This is a genomic window from Aureimonas ureilytica (genome assembly GCF_001475935.1).
Taxonomy (GTDB): domain Bacteria; phylum Pseudomonadota; class Alphaproteobacteria; order Rhizobiales; family Rhizobiaceae; genus Aureimonas; species Aureimonas ureilytica_A.
In genome coordinates, this window is sequence record NZ_LDQA01000051.1 from 1 (window position 1) to 21,682 (window position 21,682).

The window sequence follows — 21,682 nt, forward strand, 5'->3', positions numbered from 1 at the left end:
TCTCAATATATCGGTGACAGCCGTGATCTACACAAGGTGGATCGTCGGAGGAGTCGGATGGCTAAAAGACGACAATGCCAGTTCGACATGCACCGAGAGCATGAGAAGGAAGGCGCCGACAAAGGTCATGACGGCAATGAACAGGTCTTCCGGCCCGTGATGCGCGACCTCGCCGATCTCTTCCAGATCCTTGGTCAGCCGGCCGACCAGATGGCCGGTCTTCTGATTGTCGAAGAAGCTGAAGGAGAGTTTCTGGAGATGCGCGAAGGCCTTGGCCCGCATCTCCGTTTCGATGTTGATGCCGAGCATGTGGCCCCAATAGGTCACGATCGCATTCAGCCCGGTGTTCAGGAGATAGATCAGGAGAAGACCGATCGAGGCGAGAACGATCAGACCCCACTGGCCGCTCGGCAGGAGATTATCGACGAAAACCTTCACCGCGACCGGAAAGCCGAGTTCCAGAAGGCCGGCCAGAACCGCGCAGGAGAAATCGAGAATGAAGAGGCCGCGCCACGGCGCGTAATAGCTGAAGAAGCGCGACAACATCGGCTCTCGTCCTTTCGGCATGTTCGGCTGGGCATAATCCAGACCGGCGATGATCGCACGACGAATTCGGACCGCCTGGGCGGGCTTTAGAAATCAAGACTTACGATGTCAACTTTCAGCCCCATCTCGAGCCAGCACTGGCCCTGCTTCGTCAGGCAAAGCGTGAGACGGTCTTTTCTACGCGCTATCGCCTCAGAGCGTTATCGTTTTTGCCTGCGAAACCGACGCCGAACTGAAGCGCTGCGAGCGCCCGACTGGCCCCTGTGTGACCCTGCGAGCTGACATCAGGCATGGCCCAACCGGGAGGGTGCCGAACGGATTTCAGCGGCGTGTCCAAGGCGTGTTCAACGCGCTGGGCAAGGCACGCACGGCGCCACAAGGGGCGCGGCTCGTGAACCCGGTGGCCTTCCATCCACCTTTCTGGTCGGGCCGCCCTCACCCGACGGCGAGCGCCTCGGGCGACCTCACTCGTCGTCCGTATCCTTGGTGGCGGAATCCTGCGTGAGGCCGCGCCGCCAATAGGCGACGACCAAATGCTGGTTTCGCTTCAGTCCGCGTTCCTTCCGGCAGAACTGGCGAATCTGCTTGAAGGCCTCGAACTCGGCGCCGGCCCAGACGAAGACATTCGGGCCACCCGGCCAGGTGACGGATCGCGCGGCGTCGATCAGCAGCGTCGTGGTTCCGGCCGGCTGGCCTTCCCGGTGCAGCCAGCGCACCGAAACGCCATCGGGCTTCTCCAGTGGCAACTCGTCCGCAGCGCTGTCCACCTCGATGAAGACCTCGCCCCTGGCATCGGGCGCCATCTCTTCCAGCGAACGGGCGATGGCGGGAAGCGCCGTTTCGTCGCCGAGAACCAGAACCCAGTCCTTTGCCGGAATATCGCCGCCGCCAGGACCCAGCATCCCGACGCGGTCGCCCGGCAGAGCCGTGCGCGCCCAGCGGCAGCCCGCACCGGGGGGATCGTGAAGCACGACATCGACACTGACGCGCCCCACGGCCGGGTCGACCCGTCGCAGCGTGTAAACGCGCGTCGTCAGCGCGTCCTCCCCTTCGGGCCAGATCGGCAGCGCGGCCGGCCCGGCGGTTGGCCAGACGGGCTCGCGCCCCTCAGGGGGAAAGAGAAGGCGCATATGCAGCCCATCGCTGGCAAAGCGCTGGAGGTTGTCGCCCGCAAGCTCGACACGGATCATGCGCGGCCCCAACCATTGCGTCGAGAGAACGCGCATTTCGCGAAAATGCGGAAGCTCCTTCACGCCCGCGCCGTCGCCGGTCCATTCAAGCGGCGGACAGGCCTCTCCCATCACTGCCTGCACGTAATAGGACACGATCCCCTTGGCGACACCGTGCTGCGCGGCGTCCTCCGCCTCCAGCGCGATCGACAGACCTTTCTCGGCGGGGCGGATGCGCGCGAGTGTGCCGTAAAGCGGCAGAACGGTCTCATTCCAGGGGTCGATCGGATGGGGCATGTCATCAGGGAGATGGCGCGCCAGTTCGGCGCAGAACCAGTTCGGATCATCCATCGGAATGGCAAGATGCGCCACGAAGCCGGTTTTCATGATGAGCCCTATCCACCAAGACACCGATAAGGGATCGGGCCTGTTCCTTTCGGCCCTGACGTAGCGCGGACTTTGCAGCCCGGTCAATAAACATGATTATTATTATCATGTTTTTAAACTGACCGGTGGCTCGACTGGACCGCCCGCATCAAGCGATGTTCCGCTCCAGGGCAAATCAGCCTCTTCGCGGTGCGCTCGACGCGTCTAACCGCAGCGCTTTTGTCAGGCGAGCTGGACGACGCCCCCTCACCGAGCCTCCGCAGATGGGCTGGACACCGCCAGCTCAGGCCCGCCGAACCGTCGCGATGACAGGCAGATGATCCGAGGCGGGTGCGGCCTCCATCCAAGCGCGGATGTCGCTGAAGCGCAGCGCCCCGCTCGCATAAAGGCGATCCATCGGAACAAGCGGGCGCCTGGCGGGCCAACTCGGTGGGTGGGCGACCTCGGGCAGAACGCGGCGCAGACGCCGGTCCACCGGACCGCCGCTGCGCCATTCGTTGAAATCTCCCAGAACCACGCTCGCCTCGCCGGGCTCCAACAGCGCGGCGACGGCATCGGCCTGGGCGCGCCGGGCGGCCGGGCGAAGCCCCAGATGCAGCGAGAGAAGACGCAAGGGTCCAAGCGGCGTCTGCGCCCGCGCGTCGATCACGGCGCGGGGCTCGAAGCCCGGTCCGGGCAAGCGCTGGATTGCAACATCGGCAAGGGGAAAGCGCGACCAGAGGGCGTGGCCGTATTCGCGCCCAGTGCGCCCGAACAGGGGCGCCGGTGCGAAATGATCGCCCAAGGCCTCCGCCAGACGTTCGAAAGCGAAGGGCTCACGCCTCAAATGCGTGCGTCCGTCCACTTCCTGAAGAGCCAAAATGTCTGCATCCATGGCTCGGATACAGCGGATCGTGCGCTCGAAATCCGGCCGACGTCCCTCACCGAAGAAGCCATGAATGTTCCAGGTCGCAATGCGGATCGCGCCGTCAGCGGACACGATCGCCCTGCCCGCTGCCCGTCACCGTGCGAAGGATCAGAACGAGATCGCCAACGAAACTGCGGGTCGCCAGATATTCGGCATCGACCTCAGCCAGACGGACAGGCGTCGACATGTCGATGTCGTTTACCTGCGCCAGCCCCGTGATGCCCGGTCGCAGGGCAAGGACGCCGCGCTTCTCGCGTTCCTCGATCACCTCTCGCTGAACGGGCAGGCACGGCCGGGGGCCGACAAAGCTCATATCGCCGCGCAAGACATTCCAAAGCTGGGGCAGCTCGTCCAGCTTGTAGCGGCGCAGGCTTTCGCCCAGGCTCGTAACCGCCGAACTCGACATTTCGTGCGTCGCCACATTCGCCGTGCCCTGCCGCATGGTGCGTAGCTTGTAGCAGGTGAAGGGCTGGCCATGCCGGCCCACGCGCACCTGCGCGAAAATGCCGGGGCCGTGACTATCCCGGCGCACCAGGATCACGAGAAGGCCGATCAGCCAGCCCAGAGCCAAAAGGCCGGCCAGACTTGCCAGAATGTCGAACAAGCGTTTCATGGCCTTAGCGATTGCCGCAACTCAAGCGTTTGAGCAAGCAGCGCGTCATGGAAGGCTGGAAGCACATGCGAATCCTCGTCACCGGCGGACAGGGCTTTATAGGCCGGACCCTCGTCCCGCTTCTGCGGGCCGAGGGCCACGAGGTTCTGGCCCCGCGCCGGGGCGAGGCTGGCTTCCCGAGCGACCTCGCGCTGGCGGGCGATTGGCCGGGCTGGCCGACGAAGCTGGACGCCATCCTGCATCTGGCCGCGCTCAATCCCGAACGCGGCGCGGCCGTGGCGCGCGACGACGCCGCGCTCATGCGCGCCAATGTCACGGCCACAAAGGCATTGGCCGTCGAGGCCATCCGGCGCGGGGCGCGGCGCTTCGTGTTCACTTCGACGCTGCTCGTGCACCCCTTCTCGCCAGACCCGATCCATGAAGACGATCCCGTCTCCCCCCAGAACACTTATGCCGCGTCGAAATTCGCCGCCGAAGAAGAACTGGTGCGCACGCTGGAGGACTCGCCGACGCAATGGACGATCCTTCGTCTTGCCCCGGTCTATGGTCCAGGCGGCCGGGGTGGTCTCCACGCGCTTCTGCGGCTGGCGCAAAAGTCCTACCCGCTGCCTCTTGGCGGCGGCAGACGGCGCAGTCTTCTCTCGCTTGCCAATGCGGCGGATGCCTGCCGCTTCGCGCTTGAATCGCGGCGGGTCGCGAACGAAACCTGCCTGGTCGCGGACGCGGATGCCTTGAGCGTCGGGGACATCATCCAAACCGTGCGCGACATCGAAGAAAGACCTGCGCGCGTCCTGTCCTTGCCCGGCGGCCCGACACGGAGTGCTGCCGCGCTTCTGGGCAAGGGCGCGACCTATGATCGTCTGTTCGCCCGCCTCGAAGCCGACACGGGAAAGATATCAGCCGCTGGCTGGACGCCGCCCCACGGCACCGAGGCTGGATTTCGCGCGGCCCTCGGCCTCCCGGCTTGATGCCCCTCGGCAACCCCGTCTAAGGATGCGTCGCATGAGCGCACACACACCGGTCGATCCCGCCAAACTCGAACGCCAGAAGCGACTGGAGGAAACGTTGAAGGAGAATCTTCGACGCCGAAAGGCGCAGGCGCGCGCGCGCAGCGAGGGCGCGGAACGCACCGGCCTGATGCCGGACGACGAAGAGGACAGCGAGTAAAAAAGCGCCCCTCGCGGTCGCCGCGCACGCCGCCATGCGATCTTGCATGGCACCCTTCCTTTTTGACAGTCCATAGCTGATTTCCAGCGATGGACATTGAAGTTCCAGAACCTTAGAACCCTTCTCACGAAGGAGTTCCGGATGATCGACTACCAGTCCCACTTCGAATCCGCGATCGAAGCTCTTCACGCCGAAAAGCGTTACCGGGTCTTCGCGGACCTGGAACGTATCGTCGGTCGGTTCCCGACGGCGATCTGGCGCCACGAGAACGAAGCGCGCGAAATCACTGTCTGGTGTTCCAACGATTACCTGGGGATGGGCCAGCATCCGGATGTTCTTCAGGCGATGACGAATGCCGCCACGAGCATGGGCTCGGGGGCCGGCGGCACGCGCAACATCTCCGGCACCAATCATCCGCTGGTCGAGCTGGAGCGCGAGCTCGCCGATCTGCACGGCAAGGAAGCGGCGCTGGTCTTCACCTCGGGCTTCGTCTCCAACGAGGCGTCCATCTCGACCATCGCCAAGCTCCTGCCCGATTGCCTGATCTTTTCCGACGAACTCAACCATGCCTCCATGATCGAGGGCGTGCGCAAGTCGGGCAGCCGCAAGCATGTGTTCCGGCACAACGACGTTCAGCATCTGGAAGAGCTGTTGAAGGCGGCCGACCCGGAGCGTCCGAAGCTGATCGTTTTCGAGAGCGTCTATTCGATGGACGGCGACATCGCGCCGATCGCCGAAATCTGCGATCTGGCGGATCGTTACAACGCCATGACCTATATTGACGAGGTTCATGCGGTCGGCATGTATGGCGAGCGCGGAGCCGGCATCTGCGAGCGCGAAGGCGTCGCCCACCGGCTCGACGTGATCGAGGGCACCCTCGCCAAGGCTTTCGGCGTTCTCGGCGGCTATATCGCGGGCAGCCGCGCCTTGGTCGACGCCGTGCGCTCCTATGCGCCAGGCTTCATCTTCACCACCGCCCTGCCCCCGGCGCTGGCGGCAGCGGCCGTCGCTTCGATCCGCCATCTCAAGCAGTCGCAGAGCGAGCGGCATGGTCAGCAGCGCCAGGCCGCGCGCGCCAAGGCCGAGTTTTCGGCGGCCGACCTGCCGGTCATGCCCTCCGAGACGCATATAGTGCCGGTGCTGGTCGGCAATGCCGAGCTGTGCAAGCAAGCGAGCGATCGCCTGCTACAGGTCCATGGCATCTATATCCAGCCGATCAACTACCCGACCGTGCCGCGCGGCACGGAGCGCCTGCGGATCACACCGACGCCGCTGCATGACGACGCGCTGATCGCGGTGCTGCGGGACGCGTTGGTCGAGACCTGGACCGCGCTCGGCATTCCATTCGCGTCGACCCGGCCGACCCATGAGGAGCGCCGCGAGGACGTCACCTCGCTCGTCGTGGCGCAGGCCGGCGGCTGATCGTCCCAACGCGTTTGAAGCTGATGAAAGCCGGGCCTCGCCCGGCTTTTTCGTTTCGCGGCTAGGCCTCAGCGCCGAGCGTCGGGGTCGCTCGTATCATGCGCATCCGCGCCCGGCGCGGCTTCGCGCGCGATGATCGAGTCTTCGCTGCGTTGACGCGAAAGACGCCGCGCGAGGATCGGCACGATCATCGCCAGACACATGAAGCGCACGACATGGTGCGCGGCGACATAGGCGGGGTCGAGATCGAACTGGAAAGCCAGAACCGTCAGCGCCTCCAGCGCGCCCGGCGCATAGGCGAGCGCGATCTTGCCGAAGGAGATGCTGAGCAGGACAAGCGCGACGACGCCTGCCAGTCCTGACAAGGTGATGCCGATGGCGAAGGCCCCTAGCGAGGCTGGCAGCAGCTGGAACATGGCGTTGCGATCTTCCCGCCGCAGCCGGCCGCCGATCGTGCAGCCGAGAACCACGAGAGCTGGGGTCGCGATCCAGCCGGGAATGGCGACCGGCGCGATCTCTGTTCCGTGCATGAAGGCGCTGGCCAGAAGCGCGCCGAGGATCAGACCGCCGGGAACGCGCGAGCGCACGCCGGTCCAGGCGAGAAGGAGGGCAGAGCCGATCAGCAGGACATATTGCAGCGGAGAGCCGATGATGCCGCCGCGAACGCCGTCATTGATCGTGTCGCCGCCCTCCAGCCATCCCAAGAGCGGCGTCAGCGCGCCGATGAGCAAAAGCAGTCGCGTGGACTGCACCACGATGATGCGCGTCATATCCGCCTTGGTTTCAGACGCGGCGGCGAGCACGAAGGACAGCGCGCCCGGCAGCGAGGCGAAGAGCGCGGTTTCGCGATCCCACCCAAACGTGCGGCGCAGGAAGACATTGGTGGCCGCCGCCACGCAGGCGACGCCGACCATCTGGATGACGAAGGACAGCGGCCAGAGGGCGAGCTGATGAACGACATCGGGCGTCACGCCCGAGCCGGCTTGAATGCCGAGGATGAAGAAGGTTGCGTCCCTCAGCTGGGTAGGAATCAGAATGGGAACGCCAGACAGGCTGGCCGCAGCGACGGTGATGGTCGCGCCGAGGAGCCAAGCCACCGGCAGATCGACGGAATGAGCCAAAGCCCCCCCGATGGTCCCGATGGCGAGCGTCAGAGCCAGCCTCGCGGCGGCTCCGATCGCGCTCAAGCCTCGTTTCCGATCCAATGCGCCAGACGCTGCGCAGCCTCTTCCACCTCGTCCAGACGGCGATGGAAGCAAGCGCGCAAATAGGCCCGCGTTCCCGTGCCGAAGGCGGTGCCCGGCGCGAGGCCGACGCCCGCTTCGTCCGCAATGCGGAAGGCGGCCTTGTATCCATCGTCGATGCCATCGATTGCGAAAAAGGCATAAAACGCGCCGGCCGGCGGCGCGAGGCGCACGCGGTTGGTCGATAGAAGCGCTTGGGTGAAGATGTCGCGCGCTTTGTGCGCTCGCTCGATCTGCTCCTCGACGAAGCTTTCGCCCTGCTCGATCGCAGCTACCGCTCCGCGCTGCATGAAGGCGGCGACGCCTGAGTTGGAATATTGAACGAGGTTCTCGATCAGCGCGCCGAGTTCCTTTGGCGCCTCGATCCAGCCGACGCGCCAGCCCGTCATCGCCCAGTTCTTGGAGAAGGAATTGACGAAGATCACGGCGTCATCGTCGCGCATCTCGTCATGGAAGGACGGCGCTCGGCCGCCCTCGTAAAAGAAGCGCGAATAAATCTCGTCCGCGATGACGAAGATGCCCGCCTCGCGCGCGATATCCAGAATGGCGCGGATCGTCTTGCGATCGGCCGTCCAGCCGGTCGGATTGTTCGGCGTGTTGATGAAGATCGCGCGGGTGCGCGGTGTGATCGCCGCGCGCAGGCGCTCGGGCTCGAAGCGCCAGTCCGTGCCGTCGAAACGCAGCTCGACGGGGACGGTCTTGGCGCCGGTCAGTGCGGCGGCGGCCTCGAAATTCGGCCAAAGGGGCGCCAGAAAGACGATCTCGTCGCCTTCGCCGACCAGCGCAGAGACGACGGTCTGGATCGCGTGCATTCCCGAGCCGGTGACGAAGATGCGCTCCGGCGAGGTCGGGCGGCCATAGAGGCGCTCGGTGTACGATGCGAGCGCCGAGCGGAGCTCGGGGATGCCGCGCTGCCAGGTGTAGAAGGTCTCGCCGGCCTTCAGGCTTTGCGCGGTGGCATCCGCGATGAAGGACGGGGTCGGCAGATCGCCCTCCCCAGCCCAAAGCGGGATCAACCCGTCGCGCCCGCGCGCGTGGTTGATGACCGCGACGATGCCGCTTTCGGGCACGGCCAAAGCGCCCGCACGAAGACGATGAAGATGGCTCATGCCCGCGAACTCACCCCGATACTGCCGCCCGCCGGACAGGGCGAGCCACAGCCGGGAGTCGATCTTTCCGCGCGAACCGTCAACCCCTCAGGGAGGGGAAACGGAAGGGTGAAGGCATCAAAGTCCCGTTCCCGGCACCTGACCCGGGCGAACCCGCTCGCGCGACGCCAGAAGATCGCGGATCTCCTCCAGAAGCTCCTCCTCGCGCGGCACTTTCTTCTCCTCGGTGGGCTTCTGCTCCTCCTGCCGCTTCAGGCGGTTCATACCTTTGACGATCAGGAACAGGACGAAGGCGACGATAATGAAGTTGATGGAGAGCGTGATGAAGTTGCCATAGGCGAGGACAGGCCCCTGCTCACGCGCCTGCGCCAGGCTCGTGGCGGTCACGCTGGAGCTGAGCGCCAGAAACTTGTTGGTGAAATCGACACCGCCCGTCACGAGACCGATCAGCGGCATGAACAGATCGGCGACGATCGAATTGACGAGGCCGGAAAAGGCTGCGCCGATGATGATGCCGATCGCCAGATCGACCATGTTGCCCTTGAGGGCGAATTCGCGAAACTCCTTGAGCATTCCGCACCTTCTCCACGTGACCGATTGTCCCTGACAGACTTGTGAAGAGTGCTGGTCGCGGCAAGGGCAGTTCGTTCAGCCGGCGGCCGAGCCGACGAAATGCACAACAATTTCGCGCCGATGCGGCCGGGCGCGATGCTCGAAAACGTAGATGCCCTGCCATGTGCCGAGCATCAGACGGCTATCCGACACGGGCACCGAAAGGCTCGTGTCGGTCAGCGCTGTCTTGATATGGGCGGGCATGTCGTCCGGCCCTTCCAGCGTATGAACATAGGGCGCGCTTTCGGGTGCGAGACGATCGAAGGCCGACAGCAAGTCCTCGCGCACGTCGGGATCGGCGTTTTCCTGAATGGTCAGCGACGCCGAGGTGTGACGAATGAAGATCGTCGCCAGCCCCTCGCCCGCACCTTGCCGTTGCAGCATGTCGTCCAGCCGACGCGAAATGTCGGTGAAGCCGCGACCGCGCGTTTCGATGGCCAGCGTTTCGATGAAGTGTCGGTCGATGAGCTGCATGATGCACGGCTCCCAGAAGGTTCAACCGGCGGAAGGATAGCGCCTGACCGGCTCAGGCAAGGGTGGTGCTCGGGCAAACCACTGGGCAATCCCGCCTTCTTGTGGTTGCCATCGAGAGACAAATTGATTTTCCTCGGCGTCTCTGGCAGCGGAACGAGCATGAGCACGAACGCCCCCATCTACAAATTGACACCGCGCGATGCCTGGCTGGATGCCGAGGTGAAGGGGCGCTTCGACGGCGCGCCGATCGACCTCGCGGATGGCTACATCCACTTCTCGACCGCCGCGCAGGTTCGTGAAACGGCTGCCAAGCATTTCGGCGGGCAGACGGCGCTTCTTCTGGTGGCGGTGGATCCCGAGCCGCTCGGAAAGGCGCTGGTCTGGGAGCACTCGCGCGGGGGCGCCCTCTTCCCCCATCTCTATGCGCCCCTCTCCCTCGACGCCGTCCTTTATGTCCAGGACCTGCCGCTCGGCGAGGACGGGCTTCATGTCTTCCCGGAAAGCGTTCGATGAGCCTTTATGATTTCGCTCGCCCGCTGATCTTCCAGCTCGATGCGGAGCGTGCGCATGGGCTGGCGATCGAGGCGCTGAAGCGGGGCCTCGTGCCGCGCCGGGACATTCCGCTGGACGCGCGCCTGCGCACCGAACTCGTCGGCCTCACCTTCGGCAATCCGCTGGGGCTTGCCGCCGGTTTCGACAAGAACGCCGAGGTGCCGGACGCGATGCTGCGCCTCGGCTTCGGCTTCGTGGAGATCGGCACGGTGACGCCCCTGCCGCAGGAGGGAAACGCCAAGCCGCGCATCTTCCGCATTCCCGAGGCGCGCGCCGTCATCAACCGGCTCGGGTTCAACAATGAAGGCCATGCCGAAGTCGCCGAGCGCATGGAAAGGCGCGCGCGCAAGGCGGGAATCGTCGGCGTCAACATCGGGGCCAATAAGGATTCGACGGATCGGATCGGCGACTATGTGACCGGCATTCACCGCTTCGCGGAACTCGCTCGCTATCTCACGATCAACATTTCCTCGCCCAACACGCCGGGCTTGCGCAACCTTCAGAAGGGCTCGGATCTCGACGATCTCCTGACCCACGCGGTCGCCGCGCGCGACGGCGCGGCGGCGCTGACGGCGACGGATCGCAAGCCGCTTTTTCTCAAGGTCGCGCCCGATCTGTCGCTGGAAGAAGTGGAGGCGATTTCCGAGACGGCCAAGCGGCGCAAGGTGGACGGGCTGATCGTCTCGAACACCACGCTCTCGCGCCACGGCGTGGAAGGCAGCCGGCATGAGAACGAAACCGGCGGCCTCTCCGGCCGGCCGCTCTTCAACCGCTCGACCTATGTTCTGGCGGCCTTCCGCCGCGCGCTGGGGCCAGACTTTCCGCTGATCGGCGTCGGCGGCGTCGAGAACGGGCGCACGGCGCTCGCCAAGATCGAGGCGGGCGCCGATCTCGTACAGCTGTATTCCGCCATGGTCTATGGCGGGCCGGACCTCCCGATCCGTATCCTCAACGACATGATCCGCTTCCTCGACGAGACCGGGCTCGATACGATCCGCCAGCTGCGGGACACGAAGATGGAGGAAATCCTCTCGCGCGATCCGCCGATCGGCTGGGAGGCGATCCGGCCCTGAAGCCGGGCCGCGCCGATTTCATGCCGCTTCCACTCGTTCACCACCCGGCCTTCGATGCTTTGTTCGACGAGGCGCATCGCTTCCCCATGCGCAAGTTCACGCGGCTGGCCGAAATTCTGGTGGAGGACGGATTGGTGCCGCGCGGCTTTCACGAGCCGGCCCCCGCGCCCGTCGAGGCTTTGGAACTGGCCCACGACCCGGCTTATGTCGAGGCCGTGCTGACGCAGCGCGTTTCCCCGACGATCGAAAAGGCGATCGGATTTCCGGTCGACGCGCGTGTCGCCCTCCGCTCGCGCTGTGCGACGGGCGGCACGCTTCTGGCCGCGCGGCTGGCGCTCGACACGGGGCTGGCCTGCAACACGGCCGGCGGCAGCCATCACGCCAGCCGAACGGGCGGCGCGGGCTTCTCGGTGTTCAACGACGTCGCCGTGGCAGCGGCCGCACTGCTGCATGAGGGCACGCTCGGGCGCGTTCTCGTGTTCGATTGCGATGTGCATCAGGGCGACGGAACGGCGCGCATCTTCGCCGGCGACCCGCTCGTCTATACGCTTTCCATGCATGGCGAGCGCAACTATCCGCAGGAGAAGGCGCAGTCGGACTGCGACGTGCCGCTCCCCGATGGCATGGAGGACGAGGCTTATTGCGCGCTTCTGCCGGATCTTCTCCAACACGCCCTCACGCAAGCCCGGCCCGACATCGTATTCTACAATGCGGGCGTCGATCCGCATCGCGACGACCGGCTCGGTCGCCTGTCGCTGTCGGATGACGGTCTCGCCGAACGGGACCGGCGCATCATCGGCTTTTTCCGCGACCGCTTCATTCCGGTCGCGGGTGTCATCGGCGGGGGGTATTCCCGCGATATCGAGACGCTGGCGCGCCGCCACACGATCCTGCACCGCGTGGCAGCCGAGTTCGTCTGACGTTTCCGATCAGCCGCGCGTCTTGATGAAGCGCGAGATCAGAAAGATCGGCACGACGATCGCCGCGCCCATCAGCACGTAATCGATCGTACGGTTCAGCGAGCCGAAGACGCTCAGCCAAGCCGACTCCAGGAGATAGACCAGATGGTTGAACAGCTCGGTCGGCCGGAGGTCCAGCCAGGACAGGACGACGCCCACCAGCAGCGAGATGACGAGCAGCCTGACCGCTACCGACAGGGGCGAGCCGCCCAGAAAACTCGTCATACGGCCGGACATGGCGATCCTTCTCTCAAAACCTTCGGGAGCCATGACGTAGAGACGCGATTGTGGCGATGCAAGTTCATCCACGTGTGAAGGCGGAGGGCTTTCATTCGAGCATGGCCTGAAGCGTTTCCAGCCGATCGGCCTCGAAGGCCGGCTTGTCCCATCGCAGCCGCGAGATGCGCGGAAACCGCATGGCCACCCCAGACTTGTGGCGGGTCGAACGCGCCAGCCCCTCGAAGGCGACCTCCAGCACAAGCCCGTGATCGGGCTCGGCGCGCACGGAGCGCACAGGGCCGAAGCGATCGATCGTGTTGTCGCGGATATATTTGTCGAGCTGTTTCAGCTCCTCGTCCGTGAAGCCGAAATAGGCCTTGCCCACCGGCACGAGCTCCGGGTGATCGGCCGGTCCCGTCCAGACGCCGAACGTATAGTCGGAATAGAAGCTGGACCGTTTGCCATGGCCGCGCTGGGCATACATCAGCACGGCGTCGATCAGGCGCGGGTCCTGCTTCCATTTGAACCACGGGCCTTTCGGCCGACCGGGCACATAGGCCGAGTCCCAGCGCTTCAGCATCAGCCCTTCGATAACGGGATGGGGCGGCTCGGCGCGAAGCTTCGACAAGGCCTCGAAATCGGCGAAGGGCACGAAGGGCGAGATATCGAAGCGCGTCGGCTCAAGCTCGGCCACGAACCGATCCAGCCGCTTGCGGCGCTCGGCAAAGGGAAGTGTGCGCAAATCCTCGCCCCCTTCCTGCAACAGATCGTAGGTGCGCAGGAAGACCGGATGCTTCTTCATCACAGCGGCCGACACGCTCTTGCGGTTGAGTCGCTGTTGAAGGTCGGAGAAGGTGCCGACGACAATGTCGTCCTGCATCGCCCCGCCATGCGGCTCCACTTTCGGAGCGCCGGCCCCTGTTGCAGGGCGCGCCACGAGAAGCTCGCCATCCAGCGCGCCGTCATAGGTCATGAAGTCGAGAAGGTCGGGAAAGGCCCCGGAGATGTCGTCACCGGTGCGCGAATAGAGGCGCCGAACGCCGCGCTCCACCGTCGCCTGCACGCGGATGCCATCCCACTTCCATTCGGCGGCATAGGCCGCCGGGTCGATCCGTCCGTAATCGGGCGCTTCCAGCGGCTGCGAGAGCATGACGGGCCGGAAGGGCGAGGCGGCGGCCGACACGGGCTTCTCGCCATCGCCTTCCAGCCATGCGAAGAGGTCGAGATAGGGAATGCGCAGCCCGTGCCAAAGCTCTTCGATCTCGGCGACGTCCTTCGAACCGAAATCGGCCAAGGCCTGCTTGGCAAGGCGTGAGGAGACGCCGATGCGCAAGGAACCCGTCACGAGCTTCAGAAGCGCATAGCGACCCGACGAATCCAGACGATCGAGCCAATCCTCGACAAGCTTCGGCCCCTCGGCGCGTGTGGCGGCATCCAGCGTCGTGACCACTTCGGCAAGGCTCGGAACATCGTTGCGCCCCCTCGCCTCGCCATCGTGCGGCGAGGGCCAGACCAGCGCGATCGTCTCCGCAAGATCGCCGACATAATCATAGGAATAGCCGAACAGGACCTCGTCCATCCGGCTCGTCATCAGATCCCGCAGCATGGCGGGTTTGACGGAGCGGATGTCAAGCTCGCTCGTCAGTGCGGCCAGTGCGTAGCCGCGCTCGGGGTCCGGCACCGTGCGGAAATAATCCACCATCAGCTTCAGCTTGCCGTTGCGCGACGGCGTCAGCACCAGACGGTCGAGGAGTTCGGCAAAACGCTGCAAGGCGACCAGCTCCGAGGAACGAGAGAGTGTTCCCTCTCTGACTTAGCGCCGGTCTGCCACTTCGGAAGGCGGTCAGGCGGCGGGAAGCGGCCGCGCCATGGCCGCAACGGCCTGGTCGGCCCGGCGCTGGAGATGATGGCGCGCGGTATAGACCGCGTCGGCATCCATCCCCGGCTCGCGCACCAGCCATTCCAGATAGTCGCTCGGCACATCACGCAGGGCGGCGTTGCGATACCGCCCGAAGCGAAGTCGGGCCAGAAGCGCAGGCTCGTTCGAGACGCGCTCGGCGCGCTCCAAGAAGTCCGTGAGATCGCGGCAGCGTGGCAGAAGCTCGGCCGTGATGCGCCGAAGCAGCACCGCCGTGCAGAGCGCGTCGAATAGCGCGCGGTGCGGATGCAGGCCCTGCAACTCGGTTTCCACATCCGAAAGATCGAGCGGCACATATTTGACGAGCGACTGGAGCCCATGCGCGCGCACATCGGGAAAGGCGCGCAAGGCCAGTTTGTAGGTGCAGAGCCACGTGCCCGCGAGGCGCAGCCGGGAGCGATCGAAGCTGGCGCGCTGGGCAGCGAAGATCGTTGCCTCCGCGAAGGGCCGAACCGCCTCGGCAAAGGGCGGCGCGCCCTTCAGCATCTCATCCGTGATCTTATGGACCCGTCGCGCGTGCGGGTTGATCTCGACGCCGGCCGGATCGGCCATCGTCTGCATCGAATGGAAGATGCGGCCATTGGCCAGATCGAGATCGACCGAACCGATCTCGATAACGGCATCCGCTTCCAGCTTATGCCCCGCCGTTTCCGTGTCGATCACGCGGACAACGAAGGAGCGGGCTTCGGGGAAAAGCGACGGCGTGGTGGGGGCAGGCGGAAAAATCGAGCTCATGCCCTCTCAAGATCGGCCGATACAGCTTCGATCGCAAGGGTCATGCGGCAATCGGGTCAGCGACCTGATAAGGTGAGGACCGAGAAGAACGTATCATCCGGCGGCGACATGCCGAGTTCCGACCCGCCGATCAGAGCGATCTGGCCGCCGCTGATGGTAGCCAGGCCCGAAATATTTCCGAAATTGGCGTTTCCGGCATTCACGGGCGATTTCAAATCATAGTCCCGCTCGTCCTGATCCGGCAGGAAAGATCGGCCGAGATAGGCGGAAAACCGATCGTTGAGAGGCGCAAGATGCACCAGAAAGCGCTCACCCGTCAGTTTCTCGATCGTCACCGCGCCGTCCGCCGCCTTCCCGATTCGACAGCGATGGGTGCCGACGGTTCGGACCGATTGATCCAGGAAGCCGAACCAACGCAGCGTGCAGTCGACATCGCCGCCCTCCGCTTCAAAGGGGGCGGCCAACGTCTCTTCTACGCCGGGGAGCGCAGCGGCCTTTTCGACATTCGGATCGCTGAGATGCGTCGCGACCTCAGCAGCCGCCTTGGTTCCGCCATCGCCTTTGATCGGGCCGATGGCCGCCAGGGTTCGCTGCACACGGCTCGGCAGATCGATCAAACCCTCCCGGTCGCTATCCGACAGGAGCGCCAGACTGGTCTCGCATTCTTCCGAGCAATTCCCGCCAAAGGGCGCGGCCAAATCCTGAGACGCGGCGACTTCCGCTACATCCGGGCCGGCGGGGTTCGAGGTGATGGTCGGACTGCCCGCATCGGCCTCGATCGAGAAACCGCTTCCGAGAGCCCCCAAGGTGCAGATCGTCAGCACGCCGGCTGCAGCCAGGGCAAAGCGCTTGGAGCGAGACGGCATGAGCAGGACCTTCCAGATGGCGACGCAGTCAGGTTCCAACGCGAATCCGCCCTTTCCGGGACCAAGTGCGGCGCAAAAACGCAGCTGCGTTGCCAATCCGCCACTATGGTTAAGGCTGACGTCTCCTCTTGGCCTGTGCAGGAGAAATGAGATCGAAGAGAAGCTTCGGTCTATCCGAGCTTAAAGCATACGGTTGCGGCTCTCGCAGAATTACCCTGCCCTATATCCGGCCTAACCATAGAGGTCGCCGCGCAGCGTCAACCTCACGCGCTGCAGCAAGCTCCCTCCCTTGGCAGCCTGCACGCGTTGCGTTAGGTCTAGTATTACGTTTACGTCAAAGGCGATTACACCATGGGTCTTCCCTCTTCTATCCATGCGCGTATGCGACTTCCCGCGATCGCCGCGCCTTTGTTCATCATTTCGCGCCCTTCGCTCACCATCGCCCAATGTCGAGCGGGCGTGATCGGCGCGTTCCCTGCGCTCAACGCGCGCCCCGCCGAGGCTCTGACCGACTGGCTTTTCGAGATAGAAGAAGCGCTCGCGTCCTACGACGCGGCGCATCCCGATCGCCCGTCCGCGCCGTTTGCCGTCAACCAAATCGTTCACAAATCCAACGCGCGCCTCGAAGCGGATCTGAAGGTTTGCGTCGATCACAAGGTTCCCGTCGTCATCACCTCGCTCGGGGCGGTCGAAGAGGTCAACCAAGCCGTTCATTCCTATGGCGGCCTCGTCCTTCACGATGTCATCCACGACCGCTTCGCGCGCAAGGCGATCGAGAAGGGCGCGGATGGATTGATCGCCGTGGCGGCCGGCGCGGGTGGTCATGCCGGTACGCTGTCTCCTTTCGCCCTCGTGTCCGAAATCCGCCGCTGGTTCGACGGCCCGCTCTTCCTGTCGGGCGCCATCGCGAATGGCGCGGGCATTCTGGCGACCGAAGCGATGGGAGCGGACGGCGCCTATATCGGCTCCGCCTTCATCGCCACGGACGAAGCCAACGCCGCAGAGGCCTACAAGCAGGCCATTGTCGATGGCCACGCGGCCGACATCGTCTACAGCAATCTCTTCACCGGCGTTCACGGCAACTACCTGCGTGCCTCCATCCTCGCGGCCGGCCTCGACCCCGACCACCTTCCCCAATCCGATCCGTCCAAGATGGATTTTGCTGGCGACAAGGCTGCCAAGGCCTGGAAGGACATCTGGGGCGCCGGCCAAGGGATCGGCTCCATCGATTCCATCGTTCCCACTGCGAATCTCATCGAACGATTCGAACGGGAATACGCCGCCGCCCGCTCTCGGCTCGGGTCCATCTGATCGAAACCGAAGGAACTCAGAGACTTAGCGGCCGCCTTTCCCGAACGGCCCAAATTTCGATTTTCCCCCTTGCGGCCGTCCGATGAATTGGGTAGTTACTCGCTCACGGCCGGCGGGAACGCAAGGTCAAGCCGCTTTAGCTCAGTCGGTAGAGCACATCATTCGTAATGATGGGGTCAGGTGTTCGAGTCACCTAAGCGGCACCACTTCCTTCTCTTTGAATTCGTTGACGTTTCCGCCTTGGGGCGGATGAGTCCGTAAGTCGCATTTTGTGCTCGCGGGGAAGTTCTGGGGAAATCGAATTTCGAGGTGATCCGTTCATATGTCTGAACGGAGGGTTGCCCTGATCGATCGAATGCACCGGGTTCAGGAAAACTTCTGGGCAACCCTGATCCGAAGTGGCCCGATCGAGGGACTGCTGGACGGACGGAATCGGCGCTAGTCTTTTCCCAACCTTCAAGGGGTGCGTCGTCCGCGGAAGAGTCCGAGACAGAAGATCTCGGTGACCAGGCGGGTAGCGGTAAGCAGCACCCACCCTCCGCCCTTCCCGATTCCAGATCACCAAGGTGGCCCCGTGCGCTCCCCGGCCGACGACACGACTCTGTACGAAATACTCCAGCACCACGAGAGGGGCATCTCCCCGCCCGTCGTGACGAAAACCCTTCTCGGCGAAGCCTACACACCGACCGACGCACTCCTCTCGGGCCTATGCCCCGCGGGTGGAGAATGGTCGACGGACTCGCGGCTGTGGACGCAGCACATGGAAGCGCAGGGCCTGCCGCGTGCGACGATGGTCGCTCTCGAGTGCGCGACCATCGCGCCGTCGATTGAGATCATCGCGCAGGTCCGCTCTCTGATCCGCACGAAGGAAGCGCGTGAGCGGTGCGACTACTATGCGGCTCTCCTTGGTGACAGGGTGGCGATGGACCGGCTGTACGCCCGCTACCATGACTCGCTCGACGTGAGGGCGGCATTCGTCCTTGGCCTGCGTGTTCGTTGCGAGAAGCCGAGGACGAAGCTCCATTGGTGGAGGGGCGTAGAGGCGCAGGTGCTTCTCCATGGCGTCGAACTTCTTCAGATTCGCCATGCCGCGAACGCCCGGAGCCTGGACGCTCTGACCGCGTTCGAGGGCGCGACGTCGGGTGGTGCCGGCATCGATCCGAAGGCCCAGTTCGAGAACTACGTAGTCGATGCGGTGCTCAAAGCCGAGCCGTTGAGGCGGCGGACTAAGCGAACCGCCGGCGTCCAGCCCGTCGAGGTCGAAGAAAAGGCAGAGGTCGTCGACACCCGGCCGGCGGCGACGGATCGCGTGGCTGCGGACGATCCGCATCGCTACGAGCGCGATATGTCTGGCGCGCTCCACGACCGCCACCTTGGCATCATCGTCGACGAACGCACGTCGCAGGAGATCGCGCAGGCGAAAGCCAACAAGGCAGCCAAGTGGCGGGAGGCGAACATGTTGACCACTCGCGACGACGTCGACCCGATCATGCACGAGGCCACTGAAACGGAGTGGCACTCTCTCGCCCCGAGCCGCGATTTTCCGGCCGTCCTCGTCCTCGACACCTTGCGTGACGTCGTCGAAATCGCCGCCGATCCGCGGGGCGACAACGAACTCGTCCGGCATTTGTCCGGGATCGCAGGGAAGTACGTCGACCTCGTCACCGGTCCGAACGGCGTCCACGAGATCTCGGCCGGCCTGAGCGAGGCGTGGCCCCATGCACAGTCGGTGATCGACCGCATCCTGTCGGATATTCGGCCGGGCGAGCCGATCCGCATGCGTCCGACGCTCCTCGTTGGTTCGCCGGGCTCCGGTAAGACGAGCCTTGCACGCGAGATCGGATCGGCCCTGAACCTCGTGACCACGGTCTTTCCGTGCGCGTCCGTCGCCGACGGATCGTTCGGCGGGACCAGCGCGCAGTGGTCGACCCGTCGAGCGAGCACGCCCCTCGAGGCCATCCGGCGGTCCCGCACGGCCAACCCGATGATCATCCTCGACGAGATCGAGAAAACGGGTCTGAGCACCACCAACGGCACTTTGATGAACGCACTTCTGCCGATGCTCGAACGGCATACGGCGGAGACGTATTTCGAGATCGGCATCGAACGAAACGCCGACCTGAGCTGGGTCGGCTTCCTGGCGACGGCGAACGATCTTGCCAGCGTCCCCGCGCCCCTGCGCGACCGATTCAGGATCATCCAGATGCCCGACCCCTGCCCGCAGCACCTCGGCGACCTCGCTCGCAGGATCGTGCGTGACATCGCCATCGAGAATGGGACGGACCCGGCCTGGACGGCACCGCTCGCCGCCGACGAGATGCGTGTGATCACGAAGGCATGGGGTGGCGGCTCGCTTCGCCGACTGAGGCTCGCGGTGCAGGCGACGCTCGACGCCAGGGAACAGCATCTCCGTGCGAGGATGATGTGATGATCCTGGCTCTACCGCACGACGTCAGGGAACGCCTCGACCGTATCGAAGCAGACGAGGGCGTCCCTGCCCTCGAGGTCGCGCACACGGCGATCAGCGTCTTCTCGCAGCTTACCGGACCCGAACGTCACGCCTTGGGCGTGACGGCGATCGGGATCGTGATGGAGCGGCACTACCGTCGCTGAAAAGGATGCGGCCGGCGAGGTCACCCTCCCGGCCGCTATCGACCCTTCCAAGACCTTCAAGCAATCGCCTCAACGCTCCGGAAGCGGACGTTCCGCCGGAGCTAGCTGTGCGGCTGCGGCGCAAGTGCCGCCGCGAGGGGTTGTCTTCGCTGCTGAACTCGCGGATAAGCACGGCGAGTTTGGACCCGTTCGATCGGGTGGCTACGCTGGGCGCCGATCCCCCGGCCAACTTGAACCCGTTCTGACCGTCGCGTGCCCAAGGCCGACCGTCGGGTTCACCTCCAAGACTGAAACTCATCCATGAACTTCGAAACACTCCGCCGCGAGTGGTTCGGGAACGTGCGCGCCGACCTCCTCGCGGGGCTGGTCGTCGCGCTCGCGCTCATTCCCGAAGCCATCGCCTTCTCCGTCATCGCCGGCGTCGATCCGAAGGTCGGCCTCTACGCCTCCTTCACGATCGCCGTCCTCACCGCCGTCTTCGGCGGCCGGCCGGGCATGATCTCGGCCGCCACCGCGGCCACCGCCGTCCTGATGATCACGCTCGTGCGCGACCATGGGCTCCAGTACCTCCTTGCCGCGACCGTCCTTGCCGGCCTCCTCCAGGTCGCCGCCGGTCTCCTGCGGCTCGGCGACGCCATGCAGTTCGTCTCGCGCTCCGTCATGACGGGCTTCGTGAACGCACTCGCGATCCTCATCTTCATGGCCCAGATCCCCGAACTCGTCGGCGTGCCGTCCCTGACCTACGCCATGGTCGCGCTGGGCCTTGCCATCATCTACCTCTTCCCGCGCATCACGACCGCGATCCCCTCGCCGCTCGTCGCCATCGTCGTCCTCACCGCGATCTCGCTCGGGTTCGGCATGGACCTGCGCGTCGTCGGGGACATGGGCGAGCTGCCCTCGACGCTTCCCGTCTTCCTCCTGTCGGACATCCCGCTGAACCTCGACACGCTCCTCGTCATCCTGCCCTACTCGGCGGCGGTGGCTGTGGTCGGACTTCTGGAGTCGCTGATGACGGCGCAGATCGTCGACGATCTCACCGACACTCCGTCGGACAAGAACCGCGAATGCGTCGGACAGGGCATCGCCAACACGGTGACGGGCTTCTTCGGCGGCATGGCGGGATGCGCGATGATCGGTCAGTCGGTCATCAACATCAAGTCGGGCGGACGGGGACGGCTGTCCTGCGCGTTTGCCGGCGTCGCGCTCATGTTCATGATCGTGGTGCTCGGCGACTGGGTCCGCGTGATCCCGATGGCTGCGCTCGTCGCCATCATGATCATGGTCTCGATCGGTACCTTCTCCTGGGGCTCGCTGAAGGACCTGACGCTCCACCCGAAGCGGTCCTCGCTCGTCATGCTGGCGACGGTCGTCACCGTCGTCTGGACCCACAACCTCGCCATCGGCGTCGTGATCGGCGTGATGCTGTCGGGCGTGTTCTTCGCCTCCAAAGTCGCCCAGATCTTCCGCGTCACGTCCGAGCTCTCGGCGGACGGGCGCACGCGCACCTACCGCGTCGAGGGCCAGGTCTTCTTCGCCTCGACGGGGCGCTTCGCCTCCGCCTTCGACTTCAAGGAGGCGCTCGACCGCGTGGTGATCGACGTCGGCCCCGCGCACATCTGGGACCTCTCCGGGGTGGGCGCGCTGGACCGCGTCATCCTGAAGTTCCGCCGCGAGGGCGCCAAGGTCACCGTGCTCGGCCTCAACGAGGCGAGCGCGACGATCGTCGACAAGCTCGCCGTCCACGACAAGCCGGGCGCGCTGGACCGCCTGATGGGCCATTGAGGGA

General features: G+C 64.8%; 21 protein-coding genes, 1 tRNA gene, 1 pseudogene and 1 other annotated feature. Of the genes and pseudogenes, 11 read left to right on the forward strand and 12 right to left on the reverse strand.

From position 1 onward, the window contains the following. Positions 1-72: 72 nt before the first annotated feature. The 4 genes and pseudogenes from NS365_RS17895 to NS365_RS17910 all read right to left on the reverse strand — a co-directional run. A pseudogene (locus tag NS365_RS17895) lies at positions 73-546 on the reverse strand (ABC transporter transmembrane domain-containing protein); the annotation flags it as partial. A gap of 464 nt (positions 547-1,010) precedes the next feature. Then, positions 1,011-2,102: a siderophore-interacting protein gene (locus tag NS365_RS25230; RefSeq protein WP_058601665.1), complete on the reverse strand. Its 1,092-nt coding sequence runs from the start codon at positions 2,100-2,102 to the stop codon at positions 1,011-1,013. Between the two features lie 283 nt (positions 2,103-2,385). Beyond that, entirely contained in the window at positions 2,386-3,081 is a 696-nt protein-coding gene (locus tag NS365_RS17905; RefSeq protein WP_058601666.1) for an endonuclease/exonuclease/phosphatase family protein, read from the reverse strand. Then, positions 3,071-3,622, reverse strand: coding sequence for a sugar transferase (locus tag NS365_RS17910; RefSeq protein WP_058601667.1), 552 nt, complete (start codon positions 3,620-3,622; stop codon positions 3,071-3,073). The genes NS365_RS17905 and NS365_RS17910 overlap by 11 nt, the downstream gene beginning before the upstream one ends. Positions 3,623-3,687: 65 nt before the next feature. On the opposite strand from NS365_RS17910, the gene NS365_RS17915 reads away from it, so the two are divergent. The 3 genes from NS365_RS17915 to hemA all read left to right on the forward strand — a co-directional run bounded on the left by NS365_RS17915 (position 3,688) and on the right by hemA (position 6,211). Next, the gene (locus NS365_RS17915; protein WP_193753472.1) at positions 3,688-4,590 is read left to right on the forward strand and encodes an NAD-dependent epimerase/dehydratase family protein; all 903 of its coding nucleotides are present in this window, start codon (positions 3,688-3,690) and stop codon (positions 4,588-4,590) included. A 34-nt stretch (positions 4,591-4,624) separates the two neighbouring features. Continuing rightward, a complete protein-coding gene (locus tag NS365_RS24585; RefSeq protein ID WP_192843419.1) occupies positions 4,625-4,789 on the forward strand; it encodes a hypothetical protein in 165 nt (54 codons plus the stop codon). 144 nt (positions 4,790-4,933) lie between these two features. Next, positions 4,934-6,211 carry a 5-aminolevulinate synthase gene (gene hemA / locus NS365_RS17920; RefSeq protein ID WP_058601688.1) on the forward strand — a complete coding sequence of 426 codons (1,278 nt, stop codon included), beginning with the start codon at positions 4,934-4,936 and terminating at the stop codon, positions 6,209-6,211. A 68-nt stretch (positions 6,212-6,279) separates the two neighbouring features. Here the strand turns inward: hemA and NS365_RS17925 are convergent, their stop codons facing one another. From NS365_RS17925 to NS365_RS17940, 4 genes are all read right to left on the reverse strand, one after another. After that, positions 6,280-7,398, reverse strand: a complete 1,119-nt coding sequence (locus NS365_RS17925; RefSeq protein WP_244498495.1) for an AbrB family transcriptional regulator — start codon at positions 7,396-7,398, stop codon at positions 6,280-6,282. Next, positions 7,395-8,564 (reverse strand): pyridoxal phosphate-dependent aminotransferase, encoded by a 1,170-nt coding sequence (locus NS365_RS17930; RefSeq protein WP_058601670.1) that lies wholly within the window; start codon positions 8,562-8,564, stop codon positions 7,395-7,397. Before NS365_RS17930 ends, NS365_RS17925 begins: the two co-directional genes overlap by 4 nt. A 117-nt stretch (positions 8,565-8,681) precedes the next feature. Further along, complete coding sequence (gene mscL / locus NS365_RS17935; RefSeq protein WP_058601671.1) at positions 8,682-9,137, reverse strand: large conductance mechanosensitive channel protein MscL; 456 nt, start codon at positions 9,135-9,137, stop codon at positions 8,682-8,684. 75 nt (positions 9,138-9,212) lie between these two features. Next, positions 9,213-9,650: a secondary thiamine-phosphate synthase enzyme YjbQ gene (locus NS365_RS17940; RefSeq protein ID WP_058601672.1), complete on the reverse strand. Its 438-nt coding sequence runs from the start codon at positions 9,648-9,650 to the stop codon at positions 9,213-9,215. 159 nt (positions 9,651-9,809) lie between these two features. On the opposite strand from NS365_RS17940, the gene NS365_RS17945 reads away from it, so the two are divergent. Genes NS365_RS17945 through NS365_RS17955 form a run of 3 tightly spaced genes read left to right on the forward strand, consistent with a single transcriptional unit; the run spans position 9,810 to position 12,195 of the window. Continuing rightward, positions 9,810-10,163 carry a DUF952 domain-containing protein gene (locus NS365_RS17945; RefSeq protein WP_058601689.1) on the forward strand — a complete coding sequence of 118 codons (354 nt, stop codon included), beginning with the start codon at positions 9,810-9,812 and terminating at the stop codon, positions 10,161-10,163. Next, on the forward strand, positions 10,160-11,275 hold the full coding sequence (locus tag NS365_RS17950) for a quinone-dependent dihydroorotate dehydrogenase (protein WP_058601673.1): 1,116 nt from the start codon (positions 10,160-10,162) through the stop codon (positions 11,273-11,275). The genes NS365_RS17945 and NS365_RS17950 overlap by 4 nt, the downstream gene beginning before the upstream one ends. A gap of 20 nt (positions 11,276-11,295) precedes the next feature. Further along, the gene (locus NS365_RS17955) at positions 11,296-12,195 is read left to right on the forward strand and encodes a histone deacetylase family protein (protein WP_058601674.1); all 900 of its coding nucleotides are present in this window, start codon (positions 11,296-11,298) and stop codon (positions 12,193-12,195) included. A 9-nt stretch (positions 12,196-12,204) separates the two neighbouring features. Here the strand turns inward: NS365_RS17955 and NS365_RS17960 are convergent, their stop codons facing one another. The 4 genes from NS365_RS17960 to NS365_RS17975 form a co-directional block, all read right to left on the reverse strand. After that, entirely contained in the window at positions 12,205-12,471 is a 267-nt protein-coding gene (locus tag NS365_RS17960) for a DUF6460 domain-containing protein (RefSeq protein WP_058601675.1), read from the reverse strand. A gap of 91 nt (positions 12,472-12,562) precedes the next feature. Continuing rightward, the gene (locus NS365_RS17965; protein ID WP_058601676.1) at positions 12,563-14,224 is read right to left on the reverse strand and encodes a cisplatin damage response ATP-dependent DNA ligase; all 1,662 of its coding nucleotides are present in this window, start codon (positions 14,222-14,224) and stop codon (positions 12,563-12,565) included. A gap of 72 nt (positions 14,225-14,296) precedes the next feature. Then, positions 14,297-15,106: an exonuclease domain-containing protein gene (locus NS365_RS17970; RefSeq protein WP_058601677.1), complete on the reverse strand. Its 810-nt coding sequence runs from the start codon at positions 15,104-15,106 to the stop codon at positions 14,297-14,299. 56 nt (positions 15,107-15,162) lie between these two features. Then, complete coding sequence (locus NS365_RS17975; RefSeq protein ID WP_153003838.1) at positions 15,163-15,972, reverse strand: hypothetical protein; 810 nt, start codon at positions 15,970-15,972, stop codon at positions 15,163-15,165. A gap of 351 nt (positions 15,973-16,323) precedes the next feature. On the opposite strand from NS365_RS17975, the gene NS365_RS17980 reads away from it, so the two are divergent. The 5 genes from NS365_RS17980 to NS365_RS18000 all read left to right on the forward strand — a co-directional run bounded on the left by NS365_RS17980 (position 16,324) and on the right by NS365_RS18000 (position 21,678). Beyond that, on the forward strand, positions 16,324-17,283 hold the full coding sequence (locus NS365_RS17980; RefSeq protein WP_058601679.1) for an NAD(P)H-dependent flavin oxidoreductase: 960 nt from the start codon (positions 16,324-16,326) through the stop codon (positions 17,281-17,283). A 130-nt stretch (positions 17,284-17,413) separates the two neighbouring features. Then, positions 17,414-17,489: transfer RNA gene (locus NS365_RS17985), tRNA-Thr, on the forward strand. 554 nt (positions 17,490-18,043) lie between these two features. Continuing rightward, complete coding sequence (locus tag NS365_RS17990; protein ID WP_058601680.1) at positions 18,044-19,711, forward strand: AAA family ATPase; 1,668 nt, start codon at positions 18,044-18,046, stop codon at positions 19,709-19,711. Continuing rightward, positions 19,711-19,896, forward strand: a complete 186-nt coding sequence (locus tag NS365_RS17995; protein WP_058601681.1) for a hypothetical protein — start codon at positions 19,711-19,713, stop codon at positions 19,894-19,896. Before NS365_RS17990 ends, NS365_RS17995 begins: the two co-directional genes overlap by 1 nt. 178 nt (positions 19,897-20,074) lie before the next feature. Beyond that, positions 20,075-20,127 (forward strand) — a sequence feature (sul1 is cis-regulatory element that is thought to sense ions involved in sulfur or methionine metabolism; They are found in Alphaproteobacteria). A 69-nt stretch (positions 20,128-20,196) separates the two neighbouring features. Beyond that, positions 20,197-21,678 (forward strand): SulP family inorganic anion transporter, encoded by a 1,482-nt coding sequence (locus NS365_RS18000; protein ID WP_058601682.1) that lies wholly within the window; start codon positions 20,197-20,199, stop codon positions 21,676-21,678. Positions 21,679-21,682: the final 4 nt, after the last annotated feature.